This is a genomic window from Streptomyces sp. NPDC059866, from assembly GCF_042731325.1.
GTDB classification, from domain to species: Bacteria; Actinomycetota; Actinomycetes; order Streptomycetales; family Streptomycetaceae; genus Streptomyces; species Streptomyces flavusporus.
In genome coordinates this window covers 143,091-164,143 of the sequence record NZ_JBHWJT010000022.1, presented here as the reverse complement: position 1 = coordinate 164,143, position 21,053 = coordinate 143,091, and the positions used below count along the sequence as shown (strand labels likewise).

The following is a 21,053-nucleotide window of genomic DNA, read 5'->3' as shown; positions in this document are numbered from 1 at the left end:
CGTGATTCGGCCGGGGGTGGCTTACCTCCCCCGGTTCGTGCTCCCCCACTCGGGGCGTTGCCCGCCCTCACGCGGGCGCCCGCGGGCCGGGGGCCGCCCACGGCCGCGGACCGCCCTGCACCGTCGTCGGCTCAGCGGACCCGTGAGCCCTCAGCCCGCACGCCGTCAAGGCGTCGGGCATACTCGGCCTGCTCGGTGTAAGCCGTCACCTCGGGGGTCTCGGGCTCCGGAAGGCCGCAGACCTTCCGGGCAAGCTGTGCCATCGGTCCGGAGGGCGACAGCTCCGAGCGCTTCATCGTGAGCATCCGCGTGGGGAGCAACGGGGTCCCGTTGAACTGCTCGAAGGTGCTCACCCGGTCGCCGAAGTCGGAGAGGAAGAGGTCACGGATGACACGCGAGATGCGCATGCGGTCGTAGGGCTCGCCGACCGCACCCGCCTGCAGCGGCGCGAGCCAGTCGTGAAGCTCGGGATTGTTCCACTGCTCCTCGGTGGGGAACAGCAGCGAGGCACGACCGGCGAGGTCGACCACCTCGTTCCTCATTTCCGCGTAATGGTCCAGGTAGTACGACCGGCCGAAGTCGAAGAGCAGGACGTTCGGCTTGTAGAGCCCCGCCGGCGAGATGAACCCTTCCGTCTCGGACGCGATCACGTGGGCTCGTATCGTCTGGTAGAACTCGACGAGACGCGCCACGCGTGCCTGGACCGGCGGAAGCTGGTAGGTGCCGAGGTGCTCGGTCATCAGCATCGCGAGGCCGGCCATGAGTTCGGCCCGGACCATCGTCCGGATGAGCGCCTCGTAGTGCACCCAGTCGAAAATGCGCTGCGGGTACAGAGAAGCGTGCTCGGTGCTGCCGATGTGGAAAACGTGCTCCCACGGAATGAATACATTGTCGAAGATGACGGTGCATTCGAGCTCGTCACCGGCCGAAGAAATCGGGTGGTTCTCGGGGTCGTCACGAACCGTCGCCTCGCGGGAAACCATCGCGACGCCCGGCGCGTTCGCCGGACACACGCCGTAGATGACCTGTTCGCTCTCGATTCCCGGGCGGTAGAAGACGCCGATGTGAATGTAGTCGGCGAACGGCGTACCGGTACTCACGGCTTTGACACCGTTGACCACGATGCCGTCGTCGCGAGTCTCCACGATACGCAGCGCGCTCTTGGCCGCGTGTGTCTTGGACCGGTCGATCTGAGGGTCGATGAAGGCGAAGGCGCAGTTCCAGTCCTCCTCCTTCAACTGATCCAGGAACTTTCGGATGCCGACGGTCAGGTCACGCCCGCCGGTGCCCACGGACTGGTCACTCCACGGCTGCGGGTCCTCTTCGTAGGTGATCAGGCCGTAGTTGTTCGCGCACGGGGTCCGGCCCGTCGAGCCGCCGTCGAGCTCCCGGACCACGGTCTCCAGATACACACGCTTGCGCCGCAGCCCCGCGGCGTCCGTGTGCGTGAACCACATCATCGAACGACGCACTCCGTCGTCGTCGACGAAGGTCATGACGTCCTGCATCTCGGGCTCGTGATGCAGGTCGTAGAACTTCGCCATGCGCTGGGCCTGCGCCCTGGTCAGCGGGTGGGTCGTGACGTCGTCGACCCGCTCACCTCCGACCCAGACAACGCGCCCGTCCCTGAGAGACTCCAGGTACTGCTCGCCAGTTCGCATCAAGTGCCACCTCTCCACTTCACCCAAGTACCGTCGTGCATGGACTTTTGTTGCCGGCCGTCGGACACGTTCCACTCGACAGAACGTCACTGGGAAGCTGCCGCGAACCCGTTTGTGAACTTAGCCTCAAGGCGTTAGGAGCCGGGAAATCGGCGCTGTTATCGACTGAGCACTCGAACCGCTCGATCAGAATCGACGAAAGCACATATTTCCCAGAAGTGGGGACTCGCTCGGCCGTTGATTCCCTTGAGCTTAGCCACGGGATGTTAGTGGGGTGTTAACCGCTACGAAACAGCGCCGTCAATTCCGTTAGGGAGCCCGGTAACAGGGCATTGGGAGCTCGACCGGCGCATGAATGGCCGGCCTGTTTCACAGCCGCGACGGGTAACAGGTGGACGGGGTCACGCACGAGTACTGCCGAGGGGCTTCAGGCCTTCCTCGTCCGGCACAGCGTGAGGCCGGCCGGACTTCCGTCCGACCGGCCTCCTTGACCTGACGTTTCAGAGCTGGGCTTCCACCGGTGCGGGCGGCGCCGGCATGTCCAGCTCGAAGGCCATGACACGGTGGAAGCGTGACAAGGCGTTCCACATGCTGATGCACATGACCAGCTCGACCAGCTGTGCCGCGTCGAACACCCGCTGCACTTCGTCGCGGAGACCCGCCGGGACACCAGTGAGGCCGTCGTCCGCGGAGACCGTCGGAAGGGAGACCGTCATCTCCTCAGCCAGCTGAAGTGCCAACTGCTCCTGCCCGGCGAAACCTTCGAGCTTGCCGGTCGCAACGGCCGCGAGCTCGTCGACCTCCACCCCCTTGGCCAACGCCGACGTGCAGCGGTGACTCGCGGTATAGCGGCAGTGGTTGAGCACGGCGATGCGTACGGCGACCAGGTCCTTCAAGCGCCCGTCCAACGCCCCCGGGCCGTTGAGCTGCCCGAGGAAGGGGAGGTACTTGGCGAGCAGGCCGGGACTGTTCCCGATGGCGCCCCAAGTGTTCAGCACTTCACCGTAAGCCTTCACCCCCTGGGCGAGGGCGGGTTGGTCGGCCGATGAGAACTGATCGGATGTGAGGATCGGCACCAGCGACATGGGAATCACCTTTCGACAGGCCCTGCCGGTGAGCGGCTGGGCTCGGGTTGAGGTCTGGGCGGCACGCCTAGGGAGTGGCCGTGTCCGCGGGCGAGGTCCGGCAGCGCGGTGAAGCGCCGGGTTTCCGCAGGCCGATCGCGATCCCCATCGTCGCGTTGAGCCACGGCACGAGGAAGGTCAGGGCGACGCGCGAGGCGAGCACCCATGTGAACGGGCCGTCCCGGACCTGCGAGTACAGGTTGACCAGGAAAAGAACCGACCCGACCGCCAGGGCGGCCACGATCGTCTGCGTCAGTGACCTGCCCCGTACGGCACTGCGCAGCGCCACGCTCCAGGCGACAGGGGAAGTCTCCGTTCGCGGGTCTTGCTCAGGCCGGCTCGTGGTGTCCCTCAACGCTCCGGCCTCACGCCACCATCGTTCGTGCCACGTCTCCCGCCGGGTGCCTCGAGGTGGCAGACCTCCATCACCCATCCCTCCTTCACCCTCGGAACAGGCTGAGCGCAGGCCAGTGTGCGCCTCTCACCGTTAGCCCTCGGGAAGGTGCGAGGTGGTCCGACTGCCCACGTGTGAACCCTCCGTTAACCGCGCTTGCAGCGGCCTCGGCTCGTCAGTTGCACTCTCCGCAGCAAGGATTGGACCGCTGACTGGAGGGGCCGAACATGGCTGCAGGTTGGAACTTGGAAGGCCGCACGGCTTTTGTGACCGGTGGTAGTCGAGGACTGGGCTTCGCCATCGCACAGGCGTTGCTCGAGCGTGGTGCCAAGGTGGCGATCGCAGCCAGGGACGAGGCGGCTGTCAAGGCTGCGGCCGGTCGCCTCATCACCGGATCCGACGCGGAGGGCGTGCTCCCCGTCGTCGCGGACGTCACCGACGCGGATTCCGTCAACAGCGCACTGGCAGAGGCGCACGCGTGGCAGGGCGGTCTCGACATCCTCGTGAACAACGCAGGTCCGCAGCTCGCCCCGACCCCCCTGGACAAGATCGACGAGAAGATCATCGCGTCGGTCTTCGACACGAAGCTGATCGGGTTCATTCGCGTCGCGCAGGCCGCTCTCCCGTTCTTGAGCCGGACTGGCAGCGGCAGCATCGTCAATGTGGTCGGCGCGACCGCACACATGCTGATTCCCCATGCCGGTGCTACGGCCATCGTGAATTCGGGTGTGGTCGCGCTCACGAGCTACCTGGCGGCCGAGGCGGCTCCCAGCAACATCCGGGTCAACGGGATCTCCCCCGGAATGACGAAGACCGAGGGCTGGCTCACCAAGACCGAGGCCATGGGCCGGCAGCAGGGCAAGAGCCCCGAAGAGGTTCGGGCCGGCATGGCTCAGGGGCTTGGCATTCGCCTCAACCGCTGGGCCGAGCCCGCCGAAATCGGCGCCGCGGCGGCGTTCCTGGCGTCCGACGACGCCTCCTACGTGACCGGTCAGGTGCTGCGCGTCGACGGCGGGATGACGAAGCCCGTCGCCTGATCGCAGGCCCCCGGGCAAGCGCCATCCAAGGCCCGCACTCGCCTTGGATGGCGCTCCTGGTTTGCGTACGTGGCCATCCGCCGAGTGCTGTGCACCATCGACACCCTGGAGTGTTGGGAATGCTGATCGGAATCGTGAGCGAAGCCCGCCGTGGCGAGACGCGCGTGGCCGCGACTCCCGCCACCGTGGTCCAGCTGGTGAAGCTGGGATACGACGTCGTCGTGGAGGCGGGCGCCGGTGCGCTGTCGAACTTCCCGGACGACGCGTATGTCGAGGCCGGTGCGAGGGTCGGTGACCCCCTCGCGGCAGACATCGTGCTCGGGGTGGACGCTCTCACGCCGGAGCAGTTGGACGGGTTGAAGCCGGGCACGACGGTCATGGGCATCATGAGCCCGGCGTGGAACCCCGCGCTGGTGGAGGACCTGGCGAAGCGGCCGATCACGGCGTTGGCGATGGACGCGGTGCCCCGCATCTCGCGCGCGCAGTCGTTGGACGTGTTGTCGTCGATGGCGAACATCGCGGGCTACCGGGCGGTGGTGGAGGCCGCGCACGTCTTCGGCCGGTTCTTCACCGGTCAGGTGACGGCCGCGGGCAAGGTGCCCCCCGCCAAGGTGCTGGTCTGTGGGGCGGGGGTGGCGGGTCTGGCCGCGATCGGAGCGGCAGGCAGCCTGGGCGCCGTCGTCCACGCCACCGATCCGCGGCCGGAGGTCGCCGACCAGGTGAGGTCACTGGGAGGCCAGTACCTCTCGGTCGAGGCGGCTGACACCGGCGAGGTGGAGGTGTCCGCGACGGGTTACGCCAAGGAGATGTCGGAGGACTACAACACCCGTGCGGCCCAGCTGTACAGAGAGCGGATCGCGGAGATGGACATCGTGATCACGACAGCGCAGATCCCCGGCCGGCAGGCGCCCACGCTGATCACCGCGGAGATGGTCGCGTCGATGAAGCCGGGCAGCGTGATCGTGGACATGGCCGCCGCGAACGGCGGCAACGTCGAAGGCGTGGTCCGGGACGAAGCGGTGGTCACGGCCAACGGTGTGACGATCATCGGCTACACCGACCTGCCGGGCCGGCTGCCGGCGCAGGCGTCCCAGCTGTACGGCACCAACCTGGTCAACCTGATGAAGCTGATGACCCCGGGCAAGGACGGCCGGCTGGTGCTGGACTTCGACGACGTGGTGCTGCGGTCCATGACCGTGGTGCGCGACGGCGAGTTGACCTGGCCGCCGCCACCGGTCCAGGTCTCCGCCGCGCCGGCGGCCGCTCCCGCTCGCGCCGAGGTGAAGCCGGCCGGTTCCGGGACCGAGTCACCGATGTCGGCCCGGCGTCGGTTCACCGTGGCCGGGGTCGGCGCCACGGTGTTGTTCCTGCTCGCGGCCCTGTCCCCGTCGGCGCTGCTGGGACACCTGACGGTGTTCGCGCTGGCGATCGTGATCGGCTACTACGTGATCGGGCAGGTGCACCACGCCCTGCACACGCCGTTGATGAGCGTGACCAACGCGATCTCGGGGATCATCGTGGTCGGCGCCCTGCTGCAGATCGGGCACGAGGGGACCCCGAACGGCACGCTGGTCACGGTGCTGTCGACGATCGCGATCCTGCTGGCCGCGGTCAACGTCTTCGGTGGCTTCGCGGTGACCCGTCGGATGCTCTCCATGTTCTCGAGAAGCTGAGGGGCCTGTCATGTCTGATCTGACGACTGTCGAGACCGCCGCGGCGGCTGCCTACATCGTCGCGGCCCTGCTCTTCATCCTGGCCCTGGCCGGACTGTCCCATCACGAGACCGCAAAAGCCGGCAAGACCTACGGCATCGGCGGCATGGCGGTGGCCTTGACCGCGACGATCGCGCTGGCGGTCCACCATCACATCTCCGGAGTTGGTCTGGCACTGATGATCGGCGCCATGGCGGTCGGTGCCGCGACAGGGCTGTGGCGGGCCCGGGTGGTGGAGATGACCGGGATGCCCGAACTGATCGCCTTGCTGCACTCCTTCGTGGGTCTGGCCGCGGTGCTGGTGGGCTGGAACGGCTACCTGCACGTCGAGGCCACCCTTGACGGCCCTGTCAGCGCCGAGGTCAAGGTGCTGGAGGCTCAGGAACTCCTCGGGATCCATTCCGCCGAGGTGTTCATCGGCGTCTTCATCGGCGCCGTCACCTTCACCGGCTCGATCGTGGCGTTCCTCAAGCTCTCGGCACGCATCAAGTCGGCCCCGCTGATGCTGCCGGGCAGGAACTACCTCAACCTCGGTGCCCTGGCCGGGTTCGCGGTGCTGACCACGTGGTTCGTCATCGACCCGGCACTGTGGCTGCTGATCGCCGTCACGGCCGTCGCGCTGGCCCTGGGCTGGCACCTGGTCGCCTCGATCGGCGGCGGTGACATGCCGGTGGTCGTCTCGATGCTGAACTCCTACTCCGGCTGGGCAGCCGCGGCGTCGGGATTTCTGCTGGAGAACGACCTGCTGATCATCACCGGCGCCCTGGTCGGCTCCTCGGGTGCCTACCTGTCCTCCGTCATGTGCAAGGCGATGAACCGGTCCTTCATCTCCGTGATCGCCGGCGGGTTCGGCATCGAGGCCGGCCCGGCCGACGACAAGGACTACGGCGAGCACCGCGAGATCACCGCCGAGGGCGTCGCCGAGCTCCTCGAAACGGCCGACTCGGTGATCATCACCCCCGGCTACGGCATGGCCGTGGCCCAGGCCCAGTACGGCATCGCCGAGCTGACCCGCAAACTCAGGGACCGAGACGTCAACGTCCGCTTCGGCATCCACCCGGTCGCGGGCCGGCTGCCGGGCCACATGAACGTGCTGCTCGCCGAGGCCAAAGTCCCCTACGACATCGTGCTGGAGATGGACGAGATCAACGACGACTTCGACGACACCGCCGTCGTCCTCGTCATCGGCGCCAACGACACCGTCAACCCGTCCGCCGCCGAGGATCCCGGCTCACCCATCGCCGGCATGCCCGTCCTGCAGGTCTGGAACGCCGAGAACGTCATCGTCTTCAAACGCTCCATGGCCTCCGGATACGCCGGCGTCCAGAACCCGCTCTTCTACCGCGAGAACTCCGCCATGCTCTTCGGCGACGCCAAGGACCGCGTCGACGACATCCTCCGAGTCCTCTGATAGGCAAGTCTTGCTGCAGGCGTCAGCAACTGACCAGGCCCAGCAACGAGATTGGCGCGCAATCCGGGCTCCGGGAGTTCGACGCCGGTCCACGCGCTCGTGACGGTCGAGGGGCCACGAGTGACGGCAGCACTGGCAGGCGAGAGCCACCCGCGGCTCGGAGACGCCGAGCTGGTCACCTTTTCCAAGCGCGTCGAGGACGCTGAGGTCGCCGAGCTTTCCGGCACCGTGACGCAGCGCCCTGGGCGGGGACGCAGTATGACGCATCGCGACGCAGTGAGTCCGACATGCCAGGAATCGAGCGCGCCGTTTTCGACAGACAGACCGCACCTCGTCAACAAAGTGAGAGGACTCGGATTATGAACAGCGTGGACAACGTCTGGGGCGGCGGCGTAGAGCAAGAAATGGTCGGTGCTACCGCCATCTTGACCATTCACAATGGCGAGCGGAACCTGCTGAACCCAGGCATCCTCACCGACATCCGCACCCGCCTGCAGGAGTGCGACGACAACCCGGACATCCGCGCCGTCCTGCTCACCGGTGCAGGTGACACCTTCTGCGGCGGTCTCGACATCGCTGCCATCAAAGCTGGTGCAGATCCAGCTCTGTTCGGCGAGGCGTTGCTGGAGGCCCTGCGGATCTTCCCTCGTCTGGGTTTGTCTGTCGCGGCTGCCGTCAACGGCGACGCGCTCGCCGGGGGCGCTTCGTTCGTAGCGGCCTGCGACTTCGCCGTCGCAGTGGACAGTGCGCGAATCGGCACGGTGGAGGTCAGCGCCGGGAAGTGGCCGATGATCGCGCAGGTGCCCATCATTCATCGGCTTGGGCCACGCCTGGCGTTCGAGAACATCGGTTCCGGCGAGCCGTTCACCGCCGAGAGGGCCCGCGAAGTGGGTCTTGTGCAGGCCGTGGTTGAGGCCGGCCGAGCAACTGTGGTCGCCCAAAAGTGGCTCGACAACGCACTGCGGGCGGCTAGCGCAGGTGCCCCTGGCCGTCGCTCCCTCTACGAGTTCGCATCGATGTCATACGACGACGCACTCGACGCTTCGCTACCACGTTTCATCGAGTTGTTCCATCACTGATCTTGCTGCCAAGCCGCTGCTGTGACAGGTGGTGCTGGTTCATAGCACCGCCCGTCACGGAGCAGCCGGCCCGCGACCGGGTGGATGCCGAAGCGCACGTCCTGCGGGTCCTCTGATATGCGCCTCGCCGAAGGCGCCGCCCATCGGCGACGAACATCCATCGTCTTGTACGTCCCTGATACAGGAGCCCCCATGCACGTGTCGACAGACCACCGCACTCACTCCGACTTCCCGACCGAATTCCGCGGCGCGGTGCTGCGGCCCGGCGACGACCAGTACGACACGGCACGTGCGCTGTACCAAGGCCGTGCCGCCGACGAGGGTCCCGCGCTGATCGCGCAGTGCGCCGACGAGGAGGACGTCGCCACCGTCCTGCGCTACGCCACCGCACACACCATCCCGGTGGCCGTACGCAGTGGCGGGCACGGTTCCGACGGCTATGCGATGCCGGGCGGCGCGTTGGTCATCGATCTCTCGGCGATGCGGGACGTCATCGTCGACCCCGAGACCCGGGTGGTACGGGCCCAACCGGGCGTCAGGCTCGGCGAGATGGACGCCGCCGCACAGCAGCACGGCCTGGCCGTACCCGCCGGGACGGTCAGCAACACCGGCGTCGCCGGGCTGACCCTGGGCGGCGGCATCGGCTTCCTGATGCGCCGCTACGGCGCCACCGTCGACAATCTGCTGGCCTGCGACATGATCACTGTGGACGGCCGCAAGGTCCGCGCCGACGAGACCGAGAACCCCGAGCTGTTCTGGGCGCTGCGCGGCGGGGGCGGCAACTTCGGAGTCGTCACCTCGCTCGAGTACCGCGCGCACCCGGTCGGCCCCGAGGTCGTTGCAGGACAGCTGATCTTCCCGTTCGACCAGGCCGCCGACGTCCTCGGCAAGCTTTCGGCGCATCTGGCCACAGCCCCGCGGGAGCTGGGCCTGCTGGTCGCGATCTCTGATGCTCCCTCGCTTCCCATGCTGCCCGATGAGGTGCACGGGAAGCCGGCGCTGATTCTCGTCGTGGTCCACACCGGGGAGCCCGCCACGGCCGACGAGGTCGTCGAGTCGCTCGCCGCGCTCGGCCAACCGCTGGCCAACCTGGTCACGAAGACCACGTGGGTTCAGGCGAACAGCATGCTCGACGCCGTCGCCCCCTACGGCATGCGCATGAACCTGCGTGGTGGGTACCTGCCGACACTGTCCGGCAACGCCGTCGACGTGCTGCTGGAGCACGTTGCCACCGTGCCGGCCAAACCCGGCGACATCTACGCGATCAACATCTCGTTCATGGGCGGTGCGATCTCCGAGGACATGAACGAGGACGCCATGGCCTTCTCCCGTGCGGGAGCCGGCTGGCTGTGGGAAGCCATCTGCAAGTGGGACGAACCCAAGTCCGACGCGCAGTACGACGAGTGGGCGACGACCCTCACCGAGGCGATGCGGCCGCACACGCTGACGAACGGCTACGCCAACCTCACCGACGACCTGGGCGAAGAGTGGCGCCGCGGAGTGCACGGCAGCGAGGCCAAACACCAGCGGCTGCGTTCGATCAAGGCCGCCTGGGACCCTCAGAACCTGCTCCGCTTCAACAAGAACATCGCACCTGAGACCACCGACTGACCGCACACGGACAGGGCGTCACACGAGCGGCTCGCCGTGTGGCGCTCTTCCTTTCGCCTCGTACCGGCGGGGCGAACTCCGGGATCTCCGCGGCAGCCGGACCGCGGCCGTACCTGTCGGCGGCCCCACCGAACTTCCCCGCGCCGCCACAGTCCTGCTCCACCGTCACGACGCTCTCGCCCTGCGCCTGAAACGCATGATGACGTTGTAGTCGTCACCATGCGCTTTCCCGGTCCGGTGCGTGGAGCGTACGTCCGTGCGACGTCCCGTGAGTTCTCGCCGGGACGTCGCACAGAGGGCTCTGCTTCTTCCTCTTGGCCTCGGATCTACGTGATCTGCCGGCCGCGGGTCTCCGGGAGCGCCAGCACGCCGACGATCACCAGGACGTACCCCAGTGCTCCGATACCCATGGCCGCCTTCAGTCCGAGGATCGATGAGAGCACGCCGACGAGGGCGGGGAAGAAGGCGGCGACGCCCCGGCCGAAGTTGTGGGCGATGCCGACGCCGGCGCCGCGTACCCGGCTGGGGAACAACTCGCTGAAGAACACGCCCGAGCCGGCCAGCAATCCGCACGCCGCCATCCCCAGCGGCACGCCCAGCACCAGCAGCAGGCTGTTGGCCCCCTCGGGGATCCAGGTGTAGGCGACCACGCACACCACGCCGCTGAACGCGAAGAGGATGTACGTCTTCCGGCGGCCGATCCAGTCGTGCAGGTACCCGCCGGTCGTGTAGCCGAGGAAGCAGCCGACGATGATGACCGAGAGGTAGCCGCTGGTCCCGACGACCGTCAGACCGCGCTCCTTGTGCAGGTAGGACGGCAGCCAGGTGAAGACGGCGAAGTACCCGCCCTGCGCTCCGATCCCGACCAGCAGGGTCAGCAGTGTGGTGCGCCGTAGGTCGCGGCGGAACAGTTCGGCGAATCCGCTCCACACCGTTGTGGCGGACGCCTCCTTGGCCCGGCGGCGATTCTCCTTCGAGGCGTCCGAGTCCTTGACGTTGCGCCGTATGAAGATCAGCGCGAAGGCGGGGAGGATGCCGAGGATGAACAGATAGCGCCAGGCGTCAGGGCCGGCGTGGCTGAAGATGACGGAATAGGCCAGGACGGCCAGGGCCCAGCCGACCGCGTAGGAGCTGGCGACGAATCCCATGATCCGGCCGCGATGCCGGGCGGGGGCGATCTCGGCGATCAGGACCGCGCCGGCTGCGAACTCGCCACCGAATCCAAGTCCTTGGAGCCCCTTGAACAGCAGCATCTGACCGTAGTTCTGGGACAAGCCGGACAGTGCGGTGAAGACCGCGAAGGTCGCGATGGTGATCATCAGGACCCGCACCCGTCCCACCCGGTCCGCCAGCATGCCCGCGAGGGCACCGCCCACCGCCGAGGCCAGCACGGTCACGGTCACGATCATGCCCGACTCGGTGGAAGTCAGCGCGAATGCCGCGGCGATGGACCCGAGGGCCAGCGGCAGGGTCATGAAGTCGAAGGCGTCCAGGCCCCATCCGGCGGACCCGGCCCAGAACGCTGGCCGGTGCTCGCGTGGGATGGAGTGGTACCAGCGGGGAAAGGGTGCTTCCGGGGACGCGGCGGCCGTCGGCGCGGCCGAGGGCGGTGCTTCGGTCATAGGGTTCTCCTGAGCTCGTTCTCGAACGGGTGGGGATTCCCTGGGAGTTGTGTTGCGACCGGACGGCGGCCCGGGGCGTTGCGGGAGGGGTCCGGTCGCGGCCGACACCGCCCCGCGGGACATGAACACGTCAATCCGGGATCAGGACGCTTCGGGGAGACCGCGAGTCAACCTCGTGGTGCGGCACATCGTCCGGCGCTGTCAGCAGGACCGGGTGCGAGGAGCCACGGGCGGCGCCCGCGCCCATCGCGCCCGGTCCGAGGAAACCGAAGGTCCGCGTCAGCTCTTCCAGATCGACTTGAGGTTGCAGAACTCCCGGATGCCCTCCGCTGCGAGCTCGCGGCCGATGCCGGAGTCCTTGACGCCGCCGAAGGGCAGCTCGGGGTAGGAGACGCTCATGCCGTTGACGAAGACGGCACCGGCCGCGAGGCGGTTGATCAGGAACCGCTCCTCGTCCGGGTCAGTGGTCCACACCGACGAACTGAGACCGAAGGTCGTGTCGTTGGCGAGCTCCGCCGCCTGCTCGATGTCGTCGACCCGGTGGACCACTGCCAGCGGGCCGAACGTCTCCTCCCGGTACACCCGCATCTCGCCGGTGACCTCCTCCAGCACCGCCGGCTCGAAGAACCACCCCTCGGTACCGACCGCCGACCCACCGCACCGCAGGACGGCACCCTTCGCGACGGCGTCGTCGACGAGTTCGACGAGCTCGCGCCGGCCGGACTCCGTGGCGATCGGCCCGATCTGGGTTTCCTCGTCGAGCGGGTCGCCGATGGTCAGCGCCTTTGTGCCCGCGACGAAGGCCTCGACGAACTCCTCGTACACCTCCGTGTGGACGATGAACCGCTTGGCCGCGATGCAGGTCTGGCCGTTGTTGATCGTACGAGCGGTCACGGCGGTGCGGGCGGCGGCGCGGACATCGGCGGAAGGCATCACGATGAACGGGTCGGACCCACCCAGCTCCAGCACGACCTTCTTCACCTCGGAGCCGGCGACAGCGGCGACCGACCGCCCGGCCGGCTCGGAGCCCGTCAGCGTCGCGGCGGCGACGCGCCGGTCGCGCAGGACCGCCTCGACGTCGGCTGCTCCGATGAGGAGCGTCTGGAACGAGCCGGCGGGGAAGCCCGCCCGTTCGAAGAGCTTGTCGAGGTACATCGCGGACTGCGGCACGTTCGACGCGTGCTTGAGCAGGCCGACGTTGCCGGCCATCAGCGCAGGCGCGGCAAAGCGGATCACCTGCCACATCGGATAGTTCCACGGCATCACGGCCAGAACGACGCCGAGAGGCTGGTAGGAGGTGTAGGCAACCGAGGCCTTGACCGTGCTCGGGTCGGCGAGCGGCTGGTCGGCCAGCAGGCTTTCGGCGTTGTCGGCGTAGAAGCGCATTGCGTGCGCGCACTTGAGGACCTCGGCGCGGGCCTGCGCGATCGGCTTGCCCATTTCGATCGTGAGCCTTCGCGCCGTGTGGGCCGCCTCGGCCTCGACCAGGTCAGCGGCGGCCCGCATCCACTGGGCGCGAGTGCCGAAGTCGGTTGCCCGGAGCATCGCGGCCGCGGCCTCTGCTTGCGTCAGTCGCTGGTCGACCTGTTCCTTCGTGAGTGGAGTGAACTCTTCGATGAGCTCACCGGTAGCGGGGTTGACGGTGGCGATGGGCACGGCGCTCTCCTCGTGGCGTGGGCACCAATGAGTCTCGATTGGATCCATCGTAGGCTTCGCATTGACCGTGGACTAGTGCCCTTGCAGCACAAACACCATGCGCTAGCACCAAGTTGGATACATTTCAGTCGGCCGGCCGACAGGGTCCGATCAACGGCGCATGGTGGGAGCCGGTCCCGCTGCGTGTGCCGAAGGCGCACGACGGGGACCGTCGTCGCGGTATCCGGTGCCGGACCGGCTGCCCGGTCAACTCGTGGTCCAGCAGGTCCGCCGATGGCTCGACCGGTCGGACCGTTTCAACCGTCCCGGCGGTCTCCTGCGCGTCCGCTCAGGAGACCGCAGGCCTCCCGCTCGCGTCGTCGCTGTCGACGAAAAGCTCGGGATGGGCCGTGAGTTCGACCCTGGTCCGGCGGATGTGCCCCGTGAGGTACCGCTCGCAGTCCTCAGGATCGCGGCGCCGCACGGCGTCGAGGATCAGCCGGTGTTCGGCGTTGACGATCGTCGCCCGGTCGGGATCGGCGAGGACCATGAACGCACGGCGGTAGTGCTGGGTGGAGTTCCAGAGCCGCTCTGTCATGGCCAGCAGGTGGCCGCTGGGGCAAGCCGAATAGCTGGTCATGTGGAAGTCACGGTCGAGCAGCAGGAACCGGTTGATGTCGCTCTGGTTCTCGATCTCGTCCTGGATGCGCTCGAGGCGGGCGAGATGCTGGTCGGTGAGGCGGGTGAGGCTCTCCGTCAGAGTCAGCGGCTCGAGTCGCTCACGCATCCGGTAGTACGTGTTCACGTCCTCGAGACTGAGCACGGGAACCCGCGCGCCCCGGTTGGGGAACGACTCGGTGAGGCCCTCCGACTCCAGGATCCGCAGCGCTTCACGGACCGGGATGCGGCTCGCGCCGAGGCGCGCGGCGAGTTCGTCCTGGCGCAACCACGTGCCGGGGGTCAGATCGCCGGCGAGGATCTCGTCACGGAGGATGCCCGCGATGCGCTGGCTCCTGACACTGTCCGACCCGCGCGGATCACGAGCGTGCGCAGGACTCAAGTGCGGTCACCTCTGGAATGCCGACGGGTCGTGGTCGTAGGCCTTGCCGTCAGGATAGGACACCAGCTCAAAGTACATCCCCCACGGTGAGAGGAAGTAGACCCACCGCTGCCCCTTGGACGGTCCGGCACTCACGGTCGGGGCTCCCAGTACGGGAACGCCCCTCGCCCTCAGCCACGACACTGCCTCGTCCAGGTCCTCGACGTAGAGCGCGACATGGTGACCGCCGACGTCGCTGTTGCGCGGGACAGCCGTCCGCTGCTCAGCCGTCTGATACTCGAAGACCTCGAACACGGCCTGCTCTCCGCACCGGTAGAAGCGCAGTTGACGCAGCACCGTGCGCGCGTCCACGTCGAGATGCTCCGACATCCAGTCGTCCGCCGAGCTCAACGGGCCGATCGCATACAGGTACTCACAGCCCAGGACGTCCACGAGCCAGGCGTGCGCCTGCTCCAGGTCCGGCACCGTGAAGCCGATGTGGTCAAGGCGGGTGAGACCGGGTAGAGCCATGATCTTCCTCCTTTGGATCCAAAGCGAGCTCCATAGTGGCCATGTCGACGCCAGAAGTCGAGGGGAGTCTTGTTATTGGATCCAATCCTGTGGCAGGGTCGGTGCACTCCGGTCGACTGAAGGAGGCTCCCGATGCCTGCCGAACACCAACTCCAAGCAAAGGCCGCATGGTCGGAGTCCGTCGTCACCCAGGACGACTGGGACGCCGCGGACCCCGACCTCCTGACGGGCATGTTCAGCCAGTTGGTGCTGATCCGGACCTTTGAGGAGTACGTCCTGGAGCTCGCCGCGGACGGGCTCATCCACGGCCCCGCGCATTCCAGCATCGGCCAGGAGGGCGGCGCGGTCGGTGCGTGCTTCGCCCTTTCGTCGCAGGACACCGTGAACGGCTCGCACCGCGGCCATCACCAGTTCCTCGCCAAGGTGCTGGCCCACCTCCATCCCAAGGGCATCGACCCGACGAAGCCGTTCCCGGAGGATGTGCGGGCCGTGCTCCTGCGCAGCCTGCGCGAAATCTGCGGACTCGACCGGGGTTTCAGCCACGGTCGCGGCGGCAGCATGCACCTGCAGTGGCACGAGGCCGGCGCCATCGGAACCAACGCGATCGTCGGCGGCGGGGTACCGCTCGCGGCCGGATCCGCCTGGGCCCACAAGAAGGCCGGCACCGACGCGGTGACCTTCACCTTCTTCGGCGACGGAGCGATCAACATCGGATCCACGCTGGAGAGCCTCAATCTCGCGGCGGCGTGGTCGCTGCCCTTGTGCTTCTTCGTCGAGAACAACCTGTACGCCGTCTCCACCCACGTGTCCGAAGTCACCGCCGAACCACGGCTGTCCGGCCGCGGCCCGGGCTTCGGCATCCGGAGCTGGAAGGTCGACGGCATGGATCCGCTGGCCGTGTACCTCGTGACGCAGCAGGCCCTCGCACACATGCGCAACGGCAACGGTCCGACGATGATCGAAGCCGATGTGTACCGCTACTTCCACCAGAACGGCCCCTTCCCCGGCTCGGCGTTCCGGTACCGCACCAAGGAAGAGGAAGCGCAGTGGCGTGCCCGCGACCCGATCGACACCATGGCGGGACACCTGGTACGCCGCAGAATCCTCACCAAGAAGGCGATCGCGGAGACGATCAAGCGCGCCAGGACCCTGATGTCCGAGCTCGGCGACGTCCTCCTGGAACCGCGGCCGGGCGGCAAGCCGGGCGAGCGACGCATCGTGCCTTCGGAGTGGCCTGACCCGGCGTTCGTCGACGAAGGCGTCCGGGGCGACCTCTCGGAGCTGGCCGGGATCGAGTTCACCGACACCGAGGACTTCTCCGGCGACCTGACCGATGTCAAGTTCCTGGGCGCCGTCGCCGGCGTGATGGGACGCCGCCTGGACAGCGATCCTCGCGTCGTGGTGATGGGCGAGGACGTGCACAAGCTCAACGGCGGAACCAACGGCGCCACCCGGGGTCTGAGCGAGGCGTTCCCCGACCGGGTGATCGGGACCCCGATTTCGGAGAACGCGTTCGCCGGCCTCGGTGGCGGACTGGCTCTGGACGGCCGGTTCCGCCCGATCGTCGAGTTCATGTACGCCGACTTCATGTGGGTGGCGGCAGACCAGCTGTTCAACCAGATCGGAAAGGCCCGCCACATGTTCGGAGGTGAGGGCAAGGTGCCGTTCGTCCTGCGCAGCAAGGTCGCCATGGGTACCGGCTACGGATCACAACACTCGATGGACCCGGCCGGCATCCTCGCGACCGCACCCGGCTGGCGCATAGTCGCACCGTCGACGCCGTTCGACTACGTCGGCCTGATGAACACGGCCTTGGCCTGCGACGACCCGGTCGTGGTTCTCGAACACGTGGACCTGTACAACTCGACCGGTCCGGGCCTGCCGGAGAACTACGATCACTACCTTCCCGTCGGCAAGGCCGCCGTACGCCGCGAGGGAGCGGCCCTGACCGTCCTCACCTATCTGGCGATGACGCCGGCCGTTCTGGCCGCCGTCGACCAGACGGGCGTGGACGCCGAGGTCATCGACCTGCGCTGGCTGGACCGGGCCAGTCTGGACTGGGACACGATCACCCGATCGGTGATGAAGACCAACAACGTGCTCATCGCCGAGCAGGGCGCCATCGGCACCTCCTACGGCGGCTGGCTCGCGGACGAGATCCAGCGGCGGCTGTTCGACTGGCTCGACGCCCCGATCGAGCGGGTGACCGGTGGCGAGGCGTCGCCGAGTATCAGCAAAGTGCTGGAGCGTGCCGCGTTCGCCTCGACGGAGGAAGTCGTCGCCAAGCTCCGCGAGATCTCTGGGGAGCGGAACGATGGCTGAGGTCCTGCGCATGCCCGAGGTCGCCGCCAACACCGAAGAGGCAATCCTGCAATCCTGGAACGTCGGCTTGAACGCCCGTTACGCGGCGGGGGATCCGATCGTCACGGTGGAGACCGAGAAAGCCGTGGTCGAGGTGGAGGCCGAGGGCGACGGCGTACTCCTGCGCCTCCTGGTGGATGCGGGTTCGACCGTGGCGGTGGGTACACCGATCGCGATCTGGGGGGCGCCGGGCGAGTCGGCGTCCGCGGTGGACGCCCTGGTGGCTTCACTGGGAACGGAAGCGGTGCCCATGGCGGCTTCCTCCGCCTCGGTGTCGGCGCCTCAAGAGCGCGCGACGCCGACAGCCATGGTCGCTCAGGCGCCCACGGAGGCGGCACAGGACAAGGGTGAACGCCTCTTCGCGAGCCCGCTGGCGCGACGTCTGGCGCGCCGGCTCGAAGTCGATCTGAACGGCGTGGTCGGGAGCGGCCCGCACGGACGGATCCGGCGGTCCGACGTCGAGGCGGCTGCCGCCAGGTCGGCGGAGCCGCAGGAGGAGGTGCCGGCCCACCCGCGCGAAGACTTCCGGACGACGGCGACTTCGGCAGTCGATCCACGGTTCGTGGACGTGCCCGTCACGCGGATGCGTCGGGCCATCGCCCGTCGGCTGACGGAGAGCAAGCAGACCACACCGCACTTCTATCTACGCGCCGGCGCACGCGTCGACGCGTTGCTCGAGCTGCGGCGGCGGATCAACGCCGGCCAGGGCGTGAAGGTGTCGATCAACGACCTGCTCGTCAAGGCGATCGCGTCCACGCACGGGATCGTTCCCGCCATGAACGTGCAGTGGAACGACACCTCGCTCCGGCAGTTCTCGGGCGTCGACATCGCCGTGGCCGTCGCCACCGACGGCGGTTTGGTCACCCCGGTGGTCCGCGACGTGGACTCCCTGTCGATGAGCGGCGTTGCCACGGCGACGAAGGACCTCATCGCCCGTGCGAAGGAGCGCCGGCTGCGACAGGAAGAACTGGAGGGCGGCACGATCACGATCACCAACCTCGGCATGTACAGCACCGACGACTTCGCAGCGATCATCAACCCGCCACAGGCCGCGATCCTGGCTGTCGGCGCGGTGCAGCAGGCGGCGGTCGTCGAGGAAGGTGCGGTCACCGTCGCGTCCGTTCTGCGACTGACGCTCGCCGTCGACCACCGGTCGGTGGACGGCGCCACCGCGGCCGAGTGGATGAAGGCGTTCGTGGACGTTCTTGAACATCCGCTACAGATCCTGCTGTGACCACGCCGACGTTTCTGCAGTCGGCGGCTCCGTGCTTCTCCGAGAGAAGAACCGAGCCCCGAGCCCTCGGCAAGCGCGGTTAACGCAGGACTCACACGAGAGCGCCGGGCCGCCTCACGCTTTCCCGACTGCTAACGGTGCGAGTCTCATACTGGCTTGCGCCCAGCCTGCCCCCTAGGACGAAGGAGGGATGGTGATGGAGGTTTTCAGCCTCGAGACACCCCAGGGAAGACGGGGCCTCCGTGGTCGCAGCCTCGCTGGTGGAGCCCGCTCGCGCACCAAGGTCGCGATAGGGACCTTCGACGGCGTTCACCTCGGTCACCGTCAGGTCCTTCAGGGGTGCGACACCGTGCTCACCTTCGATCCTCACCCGATGCAGGTACTCGAACCGCACCGTGTTCCGGGCCTGTTGAGCGATCGCCGGCAGAAGCTCCACAAGCTCGGCTCACTGGGGATCCGACAGGTAGTGATCGTCCCGTTCGACCATGCCTGGTCGCGAGTCCCGGCTGAGGACTTCGTCGAAAGCGTCGTGCTCGACCGGCTCGGTGCGCAGTTCGTCAGCGTCGGCCAGGGTTTCCGGTTCGGCGCCCGGGGCGCCGGGACGGCAGCCACCTTCGATCGGTATCCCGAGCTGAGCACCCAGGTCGTTCCTCTCGTCACGCGGGGCCCGGCCGGTGAGCCGGTCTCCTCCACGCGCATCCGCCGGCTCGTCTCCGACGGCGACGTCGAATCGGCCGCTGACCTGCTGGGAGCCTCCCTCACCCTTCCGGCAGTCGTTGCCGACGAAGGCCGGTTGCTCATCTCGTCCAGGTTCGCGCGTCCCGCACCCGGGCTCTATCTCGGATGCCTGGACGGTCACCCTTGCACGCTTGAAGTGTGCCGGGATCACACGGTGGCCGCCATGGGCGCAGCGCCGACCGGCACCACTGTGGAGGTGACGTTCGTGAAGCAAGCGTTCAGTGACGCTGCACATAAACCTGCCCATCCCTGAAGCCCTGCAGGAAGGCGGCTCGCGACAACCGCGGCCCGGCGGAAGTTGACGTCACCCGCCCCTGCCTGTTTCAGCACCACCTGACAACGTGCGCCCATGCCGAGTGCACACGGCGCGCGTGCCGCTCCCATCCCCGCAACTACACGCCGGCAAAGGACTTGTGATGGCGATTCCGACGTTTGGACCGAACACGGTCGACTGGGAGACCCGAGTCGACATGAACAGGCTCCGCGACGAGCGACTGGCCAGTCTCCGCAAGTCGTTGGAGCAGTCCGACCTCGGCGCGGTCCTGGCCTTCGACTTCGCCAACATCCGCTACATGACCTCGACCCACATCGGGACCTGGGCGATCGACAAGATGATCCGGTTCTCCCTGCTGGTCAGGGGAGGTGAGCCGATCGTCTGGGACTTCGGTTCAGCCGCCAAGCACCACCAGCTGTACAACCCGTGGCTGGACTATTCGAACGCCCACGTGGACGGTGATCCGCACGGAGCCCACCACGGGGCCGATGCCCGCAACCCCAGCGGCGCTCGCGCCGGCATCTCGACGTTGCGCGGCGCCATCAACCCCCTGGTCGGGATGGCCGACTCCGTCGCCGAGAAGATCAAGCGTGAACTCGAGCTCTACGGACTCCTGGGGGAGCCGGTCGGCGTCGACGTCGTCGAGCTCCCGGTCCTGATGGCCCTGCAGAACGCGGGCATCACCGTGGTCGACGGCCAGCAGGTTTTCCTGGAGGCCCGACGCATCAAGACACGTGACGAGATCCACCTGCTCACCCATGCGTGCTCGATGGTCGACGCCGCCTACGAGAACCTCTACGAGTTCCTCCGGCCGGGTGTGCGTGAGAACGAGTGCGTGGGTGTGGTGGCCAAGACTCTCTACGACCTCGGCTCGGAGTTCGTCGAGGGCGTCAACGCGATCTCCGGGGAACGGTGTGCACCACACCCCCACGTCTTCTCGGACCGCATCGTGCGGCCCGGGGATCCGGCGTTCTTCGACATCCTCCACAGCTACAACGGCTATCGCACGTGCTACTACCGCACCTTCGCCGTCGGCAGCGCCTCTTCCGCTCAACGCGACGCCTACACGCGGTGCCGTGAGTACATGGACGAAGCGATCAGCCTGGTCCGCCCCGGAGCCACGACGGCCGACATCGTGTCGGTGTGGCCGACGGCGCAGGAGTTCGGGTTCCCCGATGAGGAGGCGGCCTTCGCGCTTCAGTACGGCCATGGTGTCGGGCTGTCGATCTGGGAGAAGCCTGTGTTCTCCAGACTGGTGTCCTTCGAGCACCCCGAGGTGCTCGAAGAGGGCATGGTGTTCGCCCTGGAGACCTACTGGCCGTCAAAGGACGGCTGGGGCGCGGCCCGGATCGAGGAGGAGCTCGTGGTGACCGCGGAAGGGTGTGAGGTGATCACAAAGTTCCCGGCGGAGGAGCTGCTGGTCGCCGGTCGGCGTTACTTCACCGTCTCGGGACCGTTGTCGGCCGAGCGCGACTCGCAGTCGCACCTGAACACGGTGGCCGGGACCCGGTCCAGCCACCGGGACGACTCTGCCGGCCTCTGACCGGAAGGTCGTCCCGGCCCAAGCCCGCGGGTCCGCGCGAGCGCGGT

The 21,053-nt window shown here is 67.5% G+C and carries 16 protein-coding genes; 9 read left to right on the top strand and 7 right to left on the bottom strand.

What is annotated here, in order from left to right:
• Positions 1 to 131 precede the first annotated feature (131 nt).
• The 3 genes from ACFV7R_RS31115 to ACFV7R_RS31105 all read right to left on the bottom strand — a co-directional run bounded on the left by ACFV7R_RS31115 (position 132) and on the right by ACFV7R_RS31105 (position 3,074).
• Complete coding sequence (locus ACFV7R_RS31115; RefSeq protein ID WP_385269385.1) at positions 132 to 1,661, bottom strand: 4-hydroxyphenylacetate 3-hydroxylase N-terminal domain-containing protein; 1,530 nt, start codon at positions 1,659 to 1,661, stop codon at positions 132 to 134.
• A gap of 500 nt (positions 1,662 to 2,161) precedes the next feature.
• Positions 2,162 to 2,746, bottom strand: coding sequence for a carboxymuconolactone decarboxylase family protein (locus ACFV7R_RS31110; protein WP_385269383.1), 585 nt, complete (start codon positions 2,744 to 2,746; stop codon positions 2,162 to 2,164).
• A 67-nt stretch (positions 2,747 to 2,813) separates the two neighbouring features.
• A complete protein-coding gene (locus ACFV7R_RS31105) occupies positions 2,814 to 3,074 on the bottom strand; it encodes a hypothetical protein (protein ID WP_385269381.1) in 261 nt (86 codons plus the stop codon).
• A gap of 332 nt (positions 3,075 to 3,406) precedes the next feature.
• On the opposite strand from ACFV7R_RS31105, the gene ACFV7R_RS31100 reads away from it, so the two are divergent.
• The 5 genes from ACFV7R_RS31100 (at position 3,407) to ACFV7R_RS31080 (ending at position 10,029) form a co-directional block, all read left to right on the top strand.
• A complete protein-coding gene (locus ACFV7R_RS31100) occupies positions 3,407 to 4,216 on the top strand; it encodes an SDR family NAD(P)-dependent oxidoreductase (protein WP_385269379.1) in 810 nt (269 codons plus the stop codon).
• Between the two features lie 119 nt (positions 4,217 to 4,335).
• Positions 4,336 to 5,889, top strand: a complete 1,554-nt coding sequence (locus ACFV7R_RS31095; protein WP_385269377.1) for a Re/Si-specific NAD(P)(+) transhydrogenase subunit alpha — start codon at positions 4,336 to 4,338, stop codon at positions 5,887 to 5,889.
• 10 nt (positions 5,890 to 5,899) lie between these two features.
• A complete protein-coding gene (pntB, locus tag ACFV7R_RS31090; RefSeq protein WP_385269375.1) occupies positions 5,900 to 7,339 on the top strand; it encodes a Re/Si-specific NAD(P)(+) transhydrogenase subunit beta in 1,440 nt (479 codons plus the stop codon).
• A gap of 359 nt (positions 7,340 to 7,698) precedes the next feature.
• Positions 7,699 to 8,418 carry an enoyl-CoA hydratase/isomerase family protein gene (locus tag ACFV7R_RS31085; RefSeq protein WP_385269373.1) on the top strand — a complete coding sequence of 240 codons (720 nt, stop codon included), beginning with the start codon at positions 7,699 to 7,701 and terminating at the stop codon, positions 8,416 to 8,418.
• A gap of 192 nt (positions 8,419 to 8,610) precedes the next feature.
• The gene (locus ACFV7R_RS31080) at positions 8,611 to 10,029 is read left to right on the top strand and encodes an FAD-binding oxidoreductase (RefSeq protein ID WP_385269371.1); all 1,419 of its coding nucleotides are present in this window, start codon (positions 8,611 to 8,613) and stop codon (positions 10,027 to 10,029) included.
• 326 nt (positions 10,030 to 10,355) lie between these two features.
• On the opposite strand, the gene ACFV7R_RS31075 is transcribed toward ACFV7R_RS31080, so the two are convergent.
• The 4 genes from ACFV7R_RS31075 to ACFV7R_RS31060 all read right to left on the bottom strand — a co-directional run bounded on the left by ACFV7R_RS31075 (position 10,356) and on the right by ACFV7R_RS31060 (position 14,856).
• The gene (locus ACFV7R_RS31075; RefSeq protein WP_385269369.1) at positions 10,356 to 11,651 is read right to left on the bottom strand and encodes an MFS transporter; all 1,296 of its coding nucleotides are present in this window, start codon (positions 11,649 to 11,651) and stop codon (positions 10,356 to 10,358) included.
• A 279-nt stretch (positions 11,652 to 11,930) separates the two neighbouring features.
• Positions 11,931 to 13,307 (bottom strand): NADP-dependent succinic semialdehyde dehydrogenase, encoded by a 1,377-nt coding sequence (locus tag ACFV7R_RS31070; RefSeq protein ID WP_129801665.1) that lies wholly within the window; start codon positions 13,305 to 13,307, stop codon positions 11,931 to 11,933.
• 328 nt (positions 13,308 to 13,635) lie between these two features.
• Complete coding sequence (locus ACFV7R_RS31065) at positions 13,636 to 14,346, bottom strand: GntR family transcriptional regulator (protein WP_385269367.1); 711 nt, start codon at positions 14,344 to 14,346, stop codon at positions 13,636 to 13,638.
• 6 nt (positions 14,347 to 14,352) lie between these two features.
• Positions 14,353 to 14,856, bottom strand: coding sequence for a VOC family protein (locus tag ACFV7R_RS31060; RefSeq protein ID WP_385269365.1), 504 nt, complete (start codon positions 14,854 to 14,856; stop codon positions 14,353 to 14,355).
• Positions 14,857 to 14,988: 132 nt separating this feature from the next.
• Between ACFV7R_RS31060 and ACFV7R_RS31055 the strand changes: the two genes are divergently transcribed.
• From ACFV7R_RS31055 to ACFV7R_RS31040, 4 genes are all read left to right on the top strand, one after another.
• Positions 14,989 to 17,178: a thiamine pyrophosphate-dependent enzyme gene (locus ACFV7R_RS31055; RefSeq protein ID WP_385269363.1), complete on the top strand. Its 2,190-nt coding sequence runs from the start codon at positions 14,989 to 14,991 to the stop codon at positions 17,176 to 17,178.
• Positions 17,171 to 18,451, top strand: a complete 1,281-nt coding sequence (locus tag ACFV7R_RS31050; RefSeq protein ID WP_385269361.1) for a dihydrolipoamide acetyltransferase family protein — start codon at positions 17,171 to 17,173, stop codon at positions 18,449 to 18,451. The genes ACFV7R_RS31055 and ACFV7R_RS31050 overlap by 8 nt, the downstream gene beginning before the upstream one ends.
• Before the next feature lie 196 nt (positions 18,452 to 18,647).
• Positions 18,648 to 19,442 (top strand): FAD synthetase, encoded by a 795-nt coding sequence (locus ACFV7R_RS31045; protein ID WP_385269359.1) that lies wholly within the window; start codon positions 18,648 to 18,650, stop codon positions 19,440 to 19,442.
• A 163-nt stretch (positions 19,443 to 19,605) separates the two neighbouring features.
• Entirely contained in the window at positions 19,606 to 21,006 is a 1,401-nt protein-coding gene (locus ACFV7R_RS31040; protein ID WP_385269357.1) for a M24 family metallopeptidase, read from the top strand.
• The last annotated feature ends 47 nt before the right edge of the window (positions 21,007 to 21,053 follow it).

Excerpts from the sequence above, each read along its gene's own strand:
- ACFV7R_RS31100 (WP_385269379.1), top strand. The coding sequence starts at position 3,407 with ATGGCTGCAGGTTGGAACTTGGAAGGCCGCACGGCTTTTGTGACCGGT.
- ACFV7R_RS31060 (WP_385269365.1), bottom strand. The coding sequence starts at position 14,856 with ATGGCTCTACCCGGTCTCACCCGCCTTGACCACATCGGCTTCACGGTG.
- ACFV7R_RS31095 (WP_385269377.1), top strand. The coding sequence starts at position 4,336 with ATGCTGATCGGAATCGTGAGCGAAGCCCGCCGTGGCGAGACGCGCGTG.
- ACFV7R_RS31050 (WP_385269361.1), top strand. The coding sequence starts at position 17,171 with ATGGCTGAGGTCCTGCGCATGCCCGAGGTCGCCGCCAACACCGAAGAG.
- ACFV7R_RS31115 (WP_385269385.1), bottom strand. The coding sequence starts at position 1,661 with ATGCGAACTGGCGAGCAGTACCTGGAGTCTCTCAGGGACGGGCGCGTT.
- pntB (WP_385269375.1), top strand. The coding sequence starts at position 5,900 with ATGTCTGATCTGACGACTGTCGAGACCGCCGCGGCGGCTGCCTACATC.
- ACFV7R_RS31085 (WP_385269373.1), top strand. The coding sequence starts at position 7,699 with ATGAACAGCGTGGACAACGTCTGGGGCGGCGGCGTAGAGCAAGAAATG.
- ACFV7R_RS31110 (WP_385269383.1), bottom strand. The coding sequence starts at position 2,746 with ATGTCGCTGGTGCCGATCCTCACATCCGATCAGTTCTCATCGGCCGAC.
- ACFV7R_RS31080 (WP_385269371.1), top strand. The coding sequence starts at position 8,611 with ATGCACGTGTCGACAGACCACCGCACTCACTCCGACTTCCCGACCGAA.
- ACFV7R_RS31075 (WP_385269369.1), bottom strand. The coding sequence starts at position 11,651 with ATGACCGAAGCACCGCCCTCGGCCGCGCCGACGGCCGCCGCGTCCCCG.
- ACFV7R_RS31055 (WP_385269363.1), top strand. The coding sequence starts at position 14,989 with ATGCCTGCCGAACACCAACTCCAAGCAAAGGCCGCATGGTCGGAGTCC.
- ACFV7R_RS31040 (WP_385269357.1), top strand. The coding sequence starts at position 19,606 with ATGGCGATTCCGACGTTTGGACCGAACACGGTCGACTGGGAGACCCGA.
- ACFV7R_RS31045 (WP_385269359.1), top strand. The coding sequence starts at position 18,648 with ATGGAGGTTTTCAGCCTCGAGACACCCCAGGGAAGACGGGGCCTCCGT.